Below are 12,274 nucleotides of genomic sequence, written 5' to 3' on the forward strand. Positions count from 1 at the left end.
TGGGCGAGCCGTCACGGATATAAACTGCTGCTAAAGCACGGATGGCCTGTGTCAAACTGAGCAACACGGCCAAGCGTAAACGCTCCATAGGCATTCCGAGCACTAGACGCAGAAGACGCCTTTCTTGATTTCGTCACCAAAACCGCAGCGACAAGCGCTCTGCCCGCGAACCAAGCCAGATGTCTCCGTTGCTGTTGGCTAAGACGTTCAGCTCGACGACTTCAGGTAGGCGCTGATTGCGATCGGCTCCTTCGATGGCACGTCGTTCGACTGGGGCCACGCGCCGGCCTGGACTCATTTTGCATGTTCCTGGCCCGGTTCGCCGGGTCCGGCGATGTCCCGCTGGGACGGTGGTCGTGGTGACCTCGGTCAATCGGCTGGTGGCGGGGGCTCGCCCGCACGCCGTTGCAAACGATGAGGCACCCGATCCGGACATCATCATGAGGCGCTTGCGACCTCGGAAAGGACCATGACCCCCGCGACGGGCACCTGATCGCATTGAGATTTAGGTAACGGCTAATCGGCCCACGAATACGAGCTGGCTATCGATCTCACAGCCGCGCTCGCCCCGTCTCCGCAACCCCGACCCGCTCCGTCGGGCCGAGCGCTACCGTTTTGCCGAATGGCTTCTGAAAGAAATTGACATCAATCCGCAATTAAAGGGCCGATTGACAGACCGGCCGGCACTCAAGGCCTTGCCGGAGAGCCCTTACGTGTTTGCCGAGTGGCGGATCTGCCGGGTCAGCATCGACTATCACGTCGAGGTCGAGGCGCATTACTACAGCGTACCGCATCGCTTCGTCCGCGCCGAAGTTCAGGTACACGTCACCGCCCGCACCGTCGAGATTATCCACAAGGGTGAGCGGATCGCCGCGCATGAGCGGCAACCACAAGCACACGACCGTGCCGGAGCACATGGCCTCCAGTCATCAGCGCTACGCCGGCTGGACCATCGAGCGCATCCGCAAGGATGCCGCCATCATCGGACCTGCCACCGCGGCGCTGTGCGTTTCGCTCCTTGACGGCATCGGCGCCGGCATTTTCGGCGCGCCGTGTCCGTTTCCTCTGGTCGTCGCCGACGTGACGTGCCCAGTTAGCGTGCGCGTCGCCGCTTGCGATTCAGTGCGAACGAACGTACGGGCTGGACGTCTAATCAATCGCCAGAAGACTTATCCTATTGGAGGAGCTGATTAGGTACCGGGAACACTAAGACCGGCGCGGACCATGCAGCAGTAGGCTCGCCGACGCGAGGATGGCACCGATCCAGAAGGTGCCCCACCAATAGTTGATGATTGAGACCGGGTGCGCGCCTCGGCAAAGCGAGCGGGCAAGATCGCAGATGTCGGAACGACCAACGAGGCAACGCCCCGCCTCCGGGATCGAGAGGTAGGCGTACAGGATGACCTCCTGGTACGTAATCCACCACCAGACGATAGCGAATGCCAAGACAAGAATCCCGATCGGACGAAGGCCCGCCGCTGTCCGCGCCACCATTCGCATCAGGTCGGAAGGCCGAGGGTTGCGAGAATGCTGCGGCGGAGCGTCACCAAATCCGGATCATCGCGATGTCTCGGATACGGTTTGTCGAAACGGAATTCAGCTTTGATGTGTGCAGGACGGTCACTAAGTACGATGACGCGGGACGAGAGCAACAGCGCTTCCTCGACATCATGCGTGACCAGGAGCGCGGTGAAGCCATTGCGCTGCCACAAACCCACCAGTTCTGCTTGCAATGTCAACCGGGTCAGTGAATCGAGCTTGCCCAACGGCTCATCAAGCAAGAGCAGCGCCGGGTCGTTGACCAGTGCGCGCGCCAGTGATGCGCGCTGTGCCATGCCGCCAGATAGCTGGTGGGGATACGCGTCGGCGAACGCCTCGAGCCCCACGAGTGCCAGCGCACTGTCGACACGCTCGTGCTCCTCCCTTAGCCGGCCCCGCGCCTCCAACCCGGTCGCCACGTACTTCCACACAGAAGCCCACGGAAACAGCGTCGGATCCTGAAAGACCAGACCGCGAGATGGATCAGGACGGGTGATGGGTCGGCCATCTGCCAGGATGCTGCCGCTGGTCGGCCTCTCCAAGCCTGCGATCAGGCGCAGCAACGTCGACTTCCCGCAGCCAGATGGTCCAAGCAACGCTACAAAGTCTCCTGGTGCAATGCTGAGATCGAGCGTCTCGATCACTGGAAGTTGCGAACCCGTAAGGCTGAACCGATGGCTAACCGCATGGACGTCGATAGCCATACTGATAGGCCCCGAAATGCCAGGCTCAGCTGGCGCGAGCGCTGCGATGGACATCAGATAAACCCCTCCTGCCAACTCAGCAGGCGGTCACGCACCACAAACAGCAACGGGATGAGACCCGCGCACAATATCGCCATGATGATCAAGGCGGCATAAACATTCGCATAGCCGGAATAGGCAGTTTGGAACTGGATGTACCAGCCGAGCCCGTATTTCGCACCGAGCATTTCGGCCACCACCAGGACGGCAAACGAATAATAAAGGGCCATGAACAAGCCGACAAAAACATGCGGAGTCGATGCTGGGATTGCCACTCTGCGGATCAGGTACCAGTTGTCCGCACCGAGGATGCGGCCGACATCGTAGAATGTGCGATTCACGGAACTGACCCCAGACGCAGTCAGGATTGCCACCGGAATGCCGGAGGCCAGCGCAACGATGAAGACGCTGGCGCCAAATGTGGTCGGGAAGAAATAGAAAGTACAGGGTATCCAAGCAGTCGCCGGAACCGGGCCGATCAGCTTCAGAAACGGCATGCCCCAGTAACTGAAGCGTTTCGACCAGCCGAGCGCTACACCGATTGCATAGCCAGCGAGGATGCCGGAGAGGAAGCCAAGCGTCCACAGGCGCAGCGTATAGCCAATGCAGATCAGAAGGCGTTGGCCATCGGTCACGTAAACATTGAGCAATCCATGCGGCGGGGAGAAGAATGGCTTGGGGAGCCAACCGAACTTCGCGGTGGTCAACTCCCAAAGGGCGAGCCACACGCCAACGGCGACAAACCAAGGCCCGTAATGCAGGAGCAAGTCACGGGTGCCTCCGAGACGGGGCACAATCGGTGACAGAATCACGAACAACACCGCAACGCCACCGGTAATCGCGGCGAACAGGCCCGTACTGCCCCCCATGGCACAACATCGGGAATCCCTATGGTGATCACAGCGGCCGCCGCCCATGCGAGCGCCGCTAGAAGACCCTCGCGCCACAGACCTCCAAAAAACGCCGCCGGCGCCGACAGTAGCCGGCGGCCTATCTGAATCGTATCGGTCACCTCAAGCCTCACGCCAACAGGTTGACCGTGACCCGCTCTGCAAACGTTTTTGGGTCAGTGGTTGAATCGAGCACTTTCACGAGCTTCAAATCCTCTGCGGTAATGCGGATCTGATCGACTAGCGGCTGACCGATCGGATAATCGTGATAAACCAGCGAGCCGAGGATCTCGGTCAGGTCGGCCAGAGACAGGCCAGCCGGTTTCAGCGTCTCGAAATACCACTTCGCCACTTCATCGGGATGATTGGCGGTGTATTCGTGCACCTCAATGTTGGCCTCCGCGAGCCGACGAAGAGCGTCCTTATTCGCGGCCAGAAATGGCCCGTTTGCACCGAGGACACAGCATGTGTGCCCCTCGTATACGTCGGTTTGTGTGTCCGCGAGCTTGATGAAATTGAATTTCTTCTCGATCGAGTACGCCCATGGGTCGAGATGCGCGGCAACGTCCGCCTCTCCCCTGTTGACCGCCTCGCCAACCAGATCGAAGGGCACGACCTTCCACGTGACCTCCGTCTCTGGATCGATGCCGGCCTTTGCTAGCGTGACCTGGAACGCGACCTTCGGGGGTGATACAACATCGTAACTTGCGATCGTTTTTCCCTTGATCCCGGCAATGTCCCTGATGCCGGACGCCTGCGAAGCCAGCAAGCGCTGGCATCCGCCGTGCGACCCCACGAACAGCTTAACATCGAAACCCTGCTCCAGCGGCTTGAGCCAGTCTCCAACAAGGCCGGCGCCCGCATCGGCCTTGCCTGTTGCTAGTGCTTGGATCAGGGTCTGGCCACTGGCGCCCTGATAAAACAATTCGACATCAAGATTGTGCTTGGCATACAGGCCCTTTGCTACCCCGAAACCTAGCGGAGAATGACACGCGGCCACCTCGGTCCAGGCGAGCCGAATCTTGGGTGCCGGCCCGGCCACTGCAGGTGAATAGATATTGTTTCCAACGAAGCCAGCCGATGCCGCCAGCCCTGCCATGCCGGTCGCCTTCAGAACTGTTCGGCGCGAAACATTGTGAGTCCTCAATCTGCTCATACCAACACTCCAATGCAAAACGGTGCCTTACGACCAATGAGCTTGTTCGGGCCCCAGTCGCTGCTTGCGCTGCGGGCGCAACAAATGCGATCGATGTGGAATGATGCGTTCTTATCTCTTGAGTGTCGAGCCACTGTCAGAAATAACGATGCACGCTCTGCCGAGCGATGGCTCGGCATACCGTTTGTTTCCGAGCTATTCTTGATTGCAGTCCATTTTTTCCGGTTGCTTCGTGACTGTTCGCATTCAGCCCTGGTTTCGGTTGTCCGCTGGCATTTCCCTGACGATCCATGTTTCGGGCCATCGAACCGGACAATGGATTTCTCAGGTCGACCAGCGGTCATCGACCCTCTCGGACGGATCGGCGCTACGTAAGCTGGCGTCTCAACTGTCCATCGGCAACAAACAGCTGCCCCCTAGCCGCCGATCTACGTAGAGCTCCATTGTCCACGGCTCGGAATGCGCCGAACCGAACCACACGTACTTATTTTGTAAACGTTCTTGACCCGCGTCCAAGGAGAATGGCTCTATCAGCCGATCTGATTATGCGGATTCAAGCAGCCTTTGGCTTGCATAAGGCTGCCAGGCCGCAGCCGCGCGTCAGACGACTTCTGTCCCGCCCGGCCCCCAATAGATCCACCGGATCGAGAGCTAAATGGAGAGTTGCATGACCGATCAAACCGAAGCGGCTGACGCAAAGCCGGCCGGTTCTCCGTCGGACAACGAAATTGGAATTCTTGAACGGCGAAAGATTGAGGCGGGCATTATTGCGCCCATCTACGCCGTCATGTGCGAGCACTTCGGCGAGGACCAGGCCAAAGCTGTCCTCAAGCTGGCGATCCGGCGCGCCGCCATCGCCAGCGGCAAGCATTTTGCCGCGCGCTCCCCCGGCGGCACCAACATGCAGTCGTTTCGGGAGCTCCAGCCCCTCTGGACGAAGGACGATGCTCTGACGATCGAGGTCATCGCAGCGACGGACGATCAATTCGACTTCAACGTCCATCGCTGTCGCTACGCCGAGACCTACCGTGAGATGGGCCTCAGTTCCATCGGCCATCTCCTATCGTGCAATCGGGACGGCGCGTTCTGCGGGGGTTACGATCCGCGGCTCAAGTTGACGCGTACCCAGACGATCATGGCCGGCGCCGACCACTGCAACTTCCGTTATCGTCTTGAAGAGGACAAAGAGGCACCTGCCTTGGAGCAGCGCTAGTTCCGGCCATGAAGGACATGTTCATGAAGTGCTGCGAGAGCATGATGAACATGATGCAAATGGGCATGCCGATGATGATGTGCTGCGGCGGCATGATGATGTGCATGCCGATGAAGGCCGCCTGACAGGTCACGCACTGACAAGGGACACAGCGGGCCGGCCTTGCGCCCGGCCCGCTTGCTTTCAGGCTACGGTCTCGGCGTAGGTCATGACGAGGTAGAGGACCGCCTCGCTGGCGACCAGGTTCCTGTACACGTGCGGCACGTCTGCCTCGAACAGGATGGCATCCCCTTCGGCCAATGTCTGCGGCTTGTCGAGGCCGGCCGTGATCTCAACCACGCCCTTGGCGATGAAGAGGTTCTCGCGCGTTCCCGCTGCGTGCGGCTCCGCCGCCTCACGGTGGAGCGGACCGATCCTCAGCTCGTAGAGCTCGACCTGCCGACTGCCATCGAACGGAAACAGAGCGCGCGACGTGAATTGCCCTTGGCTCGATGACAGCAGCTTGGCATCGCTGCTTCTCAGGACCATGGGTCCCCGCGCAACCTCGGTCTGAAGCAGATTGGCGAAAGGCACGCGGAGGGCGTTGGCAACCTTCCACAGCAACGCAATTGTGGGAACGCTCTTTCCGATTTCGATCTGGCCGAGCATCGCTCGGCTTACTCCGGACTGCTTGGCGAGCCGCTCAAGTGAATGCCCCCGGCTTGTTCGCAACCTCCGCAAGTTGCGCCCGAGAATGGCCGGCAGTTCCGGGTTGATGCCGGATGGACGGTCCTGATCCGGCGACGAGGCGACGCTGCCGCCGCTCATGAAGCATCCCAGCGCACGGCCGTCGCTGCCGGCACCGGCGCAGGAATCCACACCCAGGTCGGCCAGAACCAGAAAAGCGGCGTCGCGAAGCTGCCCATCGACGCAGCATCGTTCCGCCAGAATGGCGTGCCGGGTTCAGTCCGCTGCTGGCGTCGTATCGACCGGAACGCGGCCAGATCAATAATCCGCGCTGAGCTTGCTGCTTCTGTCACCTTTTCCGATCCGCATTCGGTTGCAATGTCGGCATCCTAATTCCCCCGCGGGGGCCGGCAAGCTGTCGCCAAACAAAACAACACGCGCACCGTAAAGTCCTGCAGTGTAGCAAAGACTTCTCGAGTCTGCGCTTCACGCAGCAGCCGGCGACCTCTCCCATCGACCCGAGCCTGCCGCTACGACTTTAATGGCCGATCTCGGCTTCATGGCGCAGCTCGGTGACAGCCGGAAAAACAAAACATACGGATGCTGCAGGGACATCAGCTGGACCAAGCGCTTGATTTCTTTAAGTGTACCACGGAAAGCTCATCGCGACAGGTTGAGTGGTTAATTCCGGCCTCCGTGTAACACCATCTCACTTTCTCAATATTCAGTTCAGGCCGTCTCAACGGCTGGTCGTCGCGACGAAGCGACCGTCGCGAGGGATATCCGATCAAAGCCGCCATTCGATCGCGTCCCTCGCGACAGTCCGTTCTGCTCGATCAACCGGCGATGCTGCCGGCTGGGCCGCTCAGAACTCTCCCCCCGCCCCCGGAGCCGCAATTCCCGACTTGTCCTTTGGAAGTTCGGCCACTAACGCTTCCGTTGTCACGATCAGCGACGCGACCGACGCTGCGTCCTGCAACGCAGTGCGCACGACCTTGGCCGGATCGACAATGCCGGCTTCGATCAGGTCGACATACTCCTCGGTCTGCGCGTTGAAGCCGAACGTTGGCGACCTATTCTCGAGGATCCTCCCGACCACGATCGAACCTTCGACACCGGCATTCTCGGCAATCTGCCGGATCGGACTTTCCAGCGCCTTGAGGACGATGTTGATCCCCGCCTGCACATCGGTATTGCCATGGTTCAGCCGGCCGATGGCGGTCTTCGCCCGCAACAGCGCGACGCCGCCGCCCGGCACGATGCCCTCGGCGATCGCTGCCCGCGTCGCATTGAGCGCATCGTCGACACGGTCCTTCTTTTCCTTGACCTCGATTTCGGTCGCTCCGCCGACGCGGATCACGGCGACGCCGCCCGAGAGCTTGGCGAGGCGCTCCTGCAGCTTCTCGCGATCATAGTCCGACGTGGTTTCCTCGATCTGCGCCTTAATCTGCGCGATCCGGCTGTCGATATCTTTCCGCTTGCCCGACCCGCCGACAACGGTCGTGTTCTCTTTGTCGATCCGCACCCGCTTGGCGCGGCCGAGCTGCGACAAGGTCACGTTCTCGAGCTTGATGCCAAGTTCGTCCGAAATCGTCTGACCGCCCGTCACGATCGCGATGTCCTCGAGCTGCGACTTCCGCCGATCGCCAAATCCGGGAGCCTTGACGGCCGCCACCTTCAGGCCGCCACGAAGCCGGTTGACGACCAGGGTGGCGAGCGCCTCGCCTTCGACATCCTCGGCGATGATCAGCAGCGGCTTGCCGGACTGAGCGACTGCCTCGAGCACCGGAAGCAGTGGCTGCAGCGAGTTCAACTTGGATTCGTGGATCAGAAGATAAGGATCCTCAAACTCAATCAGCAGCTTTTCGGAATTGGTGACGAAGTACGGAGAAAGATAACCACGATCGAACTGCAGGCCCTCCACGACGTCGAGCTCGGTATCCAGGCTCTTCGCCTCTTCGACCGTAATGACGCCGTCGTTGCCGACCTTCTTCACCGCGTTCGCGATGATCTTTCCGACCGCAGCATCGCCATTGGCCGAAATCGTGCCGACCTGAGCGACCTCTTCCGAAGACTGCACCTTTCGCGCCCGCTTCTCGATATCCTTGATCGCCTCCGCGACCGCGAGGTCAATGCCCCGCTTGAGGTCGAGCGGATTGAGGCTCGCCGCGACGGCCTTTGCACCTTCCCGGACGATGGCCTGCGCCAGAACCGTCGCGGTCGTGGTCCCATCGCCGGCGAGGTCGTTGGTCTTCGAGGCGACCTCGCGCAACAGCTGCGCGCCGATATTCTCATATCTGTCCTCGAGCTCGATTTCCTTGGCGACCGTCACGCCGTCCTTGGTGATGCGGGGCGCACCGAACGACTTTTCGATGACCACGTTGCGGCCTTTCGGGCCGAGCGTCACCTTGACGGCATTGGCCAGCGTATCCACGCCGCGCAGCAGGCGGTCGCGGGCGTCGACAGAGAATTTCACATCCTTTGCAGCCATGTGCATTGTCCTTCATGCAAAACTGTCCCTACCTCGCGCCGGACCGCGAAGCATGACATCGTGGGGAATAGGGTTGGTAGTGAGTCCTAGGCGATCACGCCGAGAATGTCGGATTCCTTGGCGATCAGCAGATCCTCTCCATTGATCTTGACCTCGGTCCCGGACCACTTGCCGAAAAGAACCCGGTCGCCCTTCTTCACGTCGAGCGGAAGCAGCTTGCCAGTCTCGTCCCGGGCACCGCTACCCACGGCGACGATTTCTCCCTCCTGCGGCTTCTCCTTCGCCGTATCGGGAATGATGATCCCTCCCTTGGTCTTGTTGCTCTCTTCAATTCGACGAATCACCACGCGATCGTGCAGGGGACGGAAGCTCATCAGGACAACCTTCGAAATCTTGGTGTGGAAGCTCTCATATCAATGTCGCAGTCGCGTCGCCGCTCGCAGCAATGATGTGGCCAAAACGTAATGGTCGCGACCAATTCGTGTCCATGGCAAATTGCGTCGCGATCATAGACGATTGCTACCGGCCGAAAGCGGCGCAATGAAATGTTTCGATCGGTGCAATCCGATAAAGCCGGCTGGCCCATCGCGTCGGTGAGAGCAATTCAAACCGTCGACGCGGCGCCTAGGCGGCTTTCGCCTGCAAGCTCCGCACGCGCGGAATCACGTGCTCGCCAAAGCGCTCCATGTTCTCGTCGACCGGCTGACACTGAAGCATGAACAGTTCGACCATGCGGCCGTTGTGGAATACGAGTACCCGGTCGACGAGATTCTCGATCACGCCGAGATCATGCGAAATGAAGAGCAACGCGGTGCCGAGCCTCGTTATCCGCGTGCTTGGCATGTTTCGATCCTGTAAGGGCGCGTCATCCACTTCAAGGGTTAGCACCTTGTCTATGTCGTTCCCATCTCGAGATCGCGACATCGTACAAGCTCAGCGCGGTCAGGCCGAACAATTGGCGCCTGATGTCCGGATCCTCGGTCGCTTCTTCGACGTTGCGGATTGATTTCAGCACCACCGGTGCAGGATCGCGGACGAACCTCCAGACCGGTGACCAATCCGTGCCAAACAGCAGCCGCTTCGGGCCAATCGCCTGCAAGGCTCGCCTCAAATGGCTCGACGACGACCCGGATATCTCCAGATAGACATTTTCGTTCCGCATCGCCACCGACAGGCAATTCTCGAAGTAGTGGTCTATTCCCCTGCCCATCTTGGTCAGGATAACGCGCGCCGAAGGATAGCGGCTCGCTACCTCGTCGACCCATATGGGATCGCCGTAGTAGAGCCCGCCGGGGAGCTGGGTCCACGCCGTGGGAATCTGGACACTGGCCTGGTGACGGGCAATCACCTCCATCATCGGAGCAAGGTCATCTGCAATGTCTTCGGGATGGAGTCTGCGTGTCAGGCGCCTCACGAAGATCTCCCCCACGCCGACCATTCCGAGATCGACAATACAACGCTCCAGTTCGGCGGCGACCCCCTTGGGGGACATCATGTTGCGCGGTTCGCGCGGATCATCGATCGGTGTCGGCCACGGCGTCGGGACGGCAATGGGGATGAGCCGCCCAGGATGACGCGCTGCGATCGCCGCCACCAGATCGTTGCCGACACCCGGTCGGCTTTGCACGATCGCCTTTCCAATCCCGAACCTGTCCATGTCGCCGATCAGCGTCTCGCCATTGTCGAGAGGCTCCTCGTGTGCGAACCGCTCGTAAAGCTCGCGATGACGCGTTCGAAACGCGACGACATCGGGCGCTGACGACAACAGATGTCCGGCGCTTTCGACGGAAGGAAATGTTCCTACGTGAACATGACTGTCGATGATCATCGTCGTCCTACTAACCAGCTGGCACGGTTCCAGCGCATAATCCGGCAAAATTCTACGTGGCGAGTGCCTCAGGCCTGCCAATTCCAGACGGCATCGCGGATCTTGATGGCTTTGGGAATGAGCCCAAGCTTGAAGAACAGATCGGCCACTTCCTGCTGGCTGTCGATGATGTCGTCGGTTAGTGGCGTGATGGCATAGTTGGCGCGCTGCGCAGCGAGGTGCTGGGTTTCCAGCTCGATTCCCGTTATTTCGGCGAGCTGTTGCGCGATTTCGTTACGATGATCCTGGGCCCAACTCCCGATCGGACGAAGTTGGGTGAGGACCTCCCTCAACGCTTCGGGATGCTCATTTGCGAAGCCGCGCCGCACGACGAGGAAATTATACGATTTGATGTCGGGGCCTAGTGCGTCAATGACCTGTCCGTTGAATCGTTGCTCGGCCAGCGCCAGATAGGGATCCCAGACCACCCAGGCGCTGACATCGCCGCGCGAAAGCGCTCCGGGCGCCTCAGATGGCGCGAGGAACACAACTGTCACGTCTTCATACCCGAGACCAGCCTTCTGGAGCGCTGCGACGAGAAAATAGTGAGAGCTGGTCCCCTTTGCCACCGCGACTTTTTTGCCTTTCAGCTCACCGACATGCCGGATTCCGCTCTGTGGAAGGACCACAATCCCCTCACCGCCATCTCCCGATCTTTGCGCCGCGACGTACTGCACATCGAAGCCGGCGGCCTGCGCAAAAATAATGGGAGTGTTCCCCGATGAGGAGAAGTCCATGCTGCCGACGTTGACGGCTTCAAGCGCCGGGTTGCCGTAGGAAAACAGCTTCCAGACAATCTCGGTCGCGTGCGGCTGAAAGAATTTCTCGAGCACCTTCTGCTGCTGCGCAACGACCAGGATGCCGCCGCGCTGGTAGGCGAAGCGGATTTCCTTGGGCCGAGCCCCGCGGCTTCCGCTCGATTCACTCTGCGCAAAAGCCACTCCGGCCGGGAGTGCCACGGATGCGGCCGCCAGGATCTGCAGCAGACGGCGGCGAGGCCAACCGGTCTTTCGTTCAGGAAGCGCGGGATATTGTGTTTCGGTCATGTGCTTCTCTCACTCAGACGTCAATCGAGACGAATTGCGAGCCGTCAGCGACTGGGTCGCGTGTCGCGTGATGTCATGCAGCAAACCAGCGCAGAAGAAGTCCCGCGCCCTTCCGGGGGGTGCACCACTCTCGTTGGGAACATGATATCCGCCCACGTGCGAATGTCCTTCCAAAGATGTCTACCGGTCTGACACGGTTCTGCTATGTTGCCGCTCTCGCGAGCGCTTTTGCATTCGCCTTCATGCACCGACGTTGTCCGGACGATAGTGCTCAACTTGCGACAATCGCTCTGCGATCGAATCACCTTTGAGCAACGGCGTTCTCTCCGACAGGTTCGCGCTCGAGCCAAACTCCGGCGGATTGAAACCGGACTTCTTCTGCATCAACGGACCTAGGATGTCCGACGTGCAGCGTGCGAATCGGCACTTTGCCAGGCGGCAGGCCTTCGAGGACAGAATGCAGACGTTTTCCTGCGTCGTCATCACATCCCCCATACAAGGACAAATAGAGACGGTACGAATCGCGGCGGATGCGGCGCACATTGCTACGCATCAACCTAACTGGAGCACTTGATGACACGATGGATTCCAAACCTCGACCTCGACCGCTTGCTTGAAGCACTGGGCCGAGGAAATCCTTGCCGCGGCCGATGACGACGTGCG

14 protein-coding genes and 1 pseudogene are annotated in these 12,274 nt (G+C 60.0%); 3 read left to right on the forward strand and 12 right to left on the reverse strand.

Annotated features, from left to right (window positions below):
* Positions 1–713: 713 nt before the first annotated feature.
* Both H8A95_RS44420 and H8A95_RS44425 read left to right on the forward strand, forming a co-directional pair.
* Positions 714–842: pseudogene (locus tag H8A95_RS44420) on the forward strand (Mu transposase domain-containing protein); the annotation flags it as partial.
* Between the two features lie 34 nt (positions 843–876).
* Entirely contained in the window at positions 877–1,194 is a 318-nt protein-coding gene (locus H8A95_RS44425) for a hypothetical protein (RefSeq protein WP_376711628.1), read from the forward strand.
* A gap of 12 nt (positions 1,195–1,206) precedes the next feature.
* On the opposite strand, the gene H8A95_RS11420 is transcribed toward H8A95_RS44425, so the two are convergent.
* The 4 genes from H8A95_RS11420 to H8A95_RS11435 form a co-directional block, all read right to left on the reverse strand.
* Positions 1,207–1,446, reverse strand: a complete 240-nt coding sequence (locus H8A95_RS11420; RefSeq protein ID WP_229165898.1) for a hypothetical protein — start codon at positions 1,444–1,446, stop codon at positions 1,207–1,209.
* Positions 1,447–1,499: 53 nt separating this feature from the next.
* Positions 1,500–2,297 carry an ABC transporter ATP-binding protein gene (locus H8A95_RS11425; RefSeq protein WP_229165897.1) on the reverse strand — a complete coding sequence of 266 codons (798 nt, stop codon included), beginning with the start codon at positions 2,295–2,297 and terminating at the stop codon, positions 1,500–1,502.
* Positions 2,297–3,151 (reverse strand): ABC transporter permease, encoded by an 855-nt coding sequence (locus tag H8A95_RS11430; RefSeq protein WP_229165896.1) that lies wholly within the window; start codon positions 3,149–3,151, stop codon positions 2,297–2,299. Before H8A95_RS11430 ends, H8A95_RS11425 begins: the two co-directional genes overlap by 1 nt.
* 151 nt (positions 3,152–3,302) lie before the next feature.
* Positions 3,303–4,328 carry an ABC transporter substrate-binding protein gene (locus H8A95_RS11435; protein ID WP_229165895.1) on the reverse strand — a complete coding sequence of 342 codons (1,026 nt, stop codon included), beginning with the start codon at positions 4,326–4,328 and terminating at the stop codon, positions 3,303–3,305.
* 667 nt (positions 4,329–4,995) lie between these two features.
* Here H8A95_RS11435 and H8A95_RS11440 point away from each other — a divergent pair.
* On the forward strand, positions 4,996–5,541 hold the full coding sequence (locus tag H8A95_RS11440; protein ID WP_229165894.1) for an L-2-amino-thiazoline-4-carboxylic acid hydrolase: 546 nt from the start codon (positions 4,996–4,998) through the stop codon (positions 5,539–5,541).
* Positions 5,542–5,724: 183 nt separating this feature from the next.
* Here the strand turns inward: H8A95_RS11440 and H8A95_RS11445 are convergent, their stop codons facing one another.
* From H8A95_RS11445 to H8A95_RS11480, 8 genes are all read right to left on the reverse strand, one after another.
* A complete protein-coding gene (locus H8A95_RS11445) occupies positions 5,725–6,348 on the reverse strand; it encodes a helix-turn-helix domain-containing protein (RefSeq protein WP_229165893.1) in 624 nt (207 codons plus the stop codon).
* The gene (locus H8A95_RS11450) at positions 6,345–6,560 is read right to left on the reverse strand and encodes a hypothetical protein (RefSeq protein ID WP_229165892.1); all 216 of its coding nucleotides are present in this window, start codon (positions 6,558–6,560) and stop codon (positions 6,345–6,347) included. Before H8A95_RS11450 ends, H8A95_RS11445 begins: the two co-directional genes overlap by 4 nt.
* A 512-nt stretch (positions 6,561–7,072) precedes the next feature.
* Complete coding sequence (groL, locus tag H8A95_RS11455) at positions 7,073–8,698, reverse strand: chaperonin GroEL (RefSeq protein WP_229165891.1); 1,626 nt, start codon at positions 8,696–8,698, stop codon at positions 7,073–7,075.
* An 86-nt stretch (positions 8,699–8,784) separates the two neighbouring features.
* A complete protein-coding gene (gene groES, locus H8A95_RS11460; RefSeq protein WP_028340011.1) occupies positions 8,785–9,072 on the reverse strand; it encodes a co-chaperone GroES in 288 nt (95 codons plus the stop codon).
* Positions 9,073–9,322: 250 nt separating this feature from the next.
* Positions 9,323–9,541, reverse strand: a complete 219-nt coding sequence (locus tag H8A95_RS11465) for a hypothetical protein (protein ID WP_229165904.1) — start codon at positions 9,539–9,541, stop codon at positions 9,323–9,325.
* A gap of 31 nt (positions 9,542–9,572) precedes the next feature.
* Positions 9,573–10,526 carry an amidohydrolase family protein gene (locus H8A95_RS11470; RefSeq protein WP_229165890.1) on the reverse strand — a complete coding sequence of 318 codons (954 nt, stop codon included), beginning with the start codon at positions 10,524–10,526 and terminating at the stop codon, positions 9,573–9,575.
* A 68-nt stretch (positions 10,527–10,594) separates the two neighbouring features.
* Complete coding sequence (locus H8A95_RS11475; RefSeq protein ID WP_229165889.1) at positions 10,595–11,611, reverse strand: aliphatic sulfonate ABC transporter substrate-binding protein; 1,017 nt, start codon at positions 11,609–11,611, stop codon at positions 10,595–10,597.
* A gap of 240 nt (positions 11,612–11,851) precedes the next feature.
* Positions 11,852–12,094 (reverse strand): hypothetical protein, encoded by a 243-nt coding sequence (locus tag H8A95_RS11480; RefSeq protein WP_229165888.1) that lies wholly within the window; start codon positions 12,092–12,094, stop codon positions 11,852–11,854.
* Positions 12,095–12,274 lie beyond the last annotated feature (180 nt).

The sequence above is a fragment of the Bradyrhizobium oropedii genome, from assembly GCF_020889685.1.
In the GTDB taxonomy this organism is placed as follows: domain Bacteria; phylum Pseudomonadota; class Alphaproteobacteria; order Rhizobiales; family Xanthobacteraceae; genus Bradyrhizobium; species Bradyrhizobium oropedii.

Bases quoted from the DNA above. Each gene is read 5' to 3' on its own strand.
- H8A95_RS44425 (WP_376711628.1), top strand. From the start codon at position 877: ATGAGCGGCAACCACAAGCACACGACCGTGCCGGAGCACATGGCCTCC.
- H8A95_RS11425 (WP_229165897.1), bottom strand. From the start codon at position 2,297: ATGTCCATCGCAGCGCTCGCGCCAGCTGAGCCTGGCATTTCGGGGCCT.
- H8A95_RS11430 (WP_229165896.1), bottom strand. From the start codon at position 3,151: ATGGGGGGCAGTACGGGCCTGTTCGCCGCGATTACCGGTGGCGTTGCG.
- H8A95_RS11435 (WP_229165895.1), bottom strand. From the start codon at position 4,328: ATGAGCAGATTGAGGACTCACAATGTTTCGCGCCGAACAGTTCTGAAG.
- H8A95_RS11440 (WP_229165894.1), top strand. From the start codon at position 4,996: ATGACCGATCAAACCGAAGCGGCTGACGCAAAGCCGGCCGGTTCTCCG.
- H8A95_RS11445 (WP_229165893.1), bottom strand. From the start codon at position 6,348: ATGAGCGGCGGCAGCGTCGCCTCGTCGCCGGATCAGGACCGTCCATCC.
- groL (WP_229165891.1), bottom strand. From the start codon at position 8,698: ATGGCTGCAAAGGATGTGAAATTCTCTGTCGACGCCCGCGACCGCCTG.
- groES (WP_028340011.1), bottom strand. From the start codon at position 9,072: ATGAGCTTCCGTCCCCTGCACGATCGCGTGGTGATTCGTCGAATTGAA.
- H8A95_RS11465 (WP_229165904.1), bottom strand. From the start codon at position 9,541: ATGCCAAGCACGCGGATAACGAGGCTCGGCACCGCGTTGCTCTTCATT.
- H8A95_RS11470 (WP_229165890.1), bottom strand. From the start codon at position 10,526: ATGATCATCGACAGTCATGTTCACGTAGGAACATTTCCTTCCGTCGAA.
- H8A95_RS11475 (WP_229165889.1), bottom strand. From the start codon at position 11,611: ATGACCGAAACACAATATCCCGCGCTTCCTGAACGAAAGACCGGTTGG.
- H8A95_RS11480 (WP_229165888.1), bottom strand. From the start codon at position 12,094: ATGACGACGCAGGAAAACGTCTGCATTCTGTCCTCGAAGGCCTGCCGC.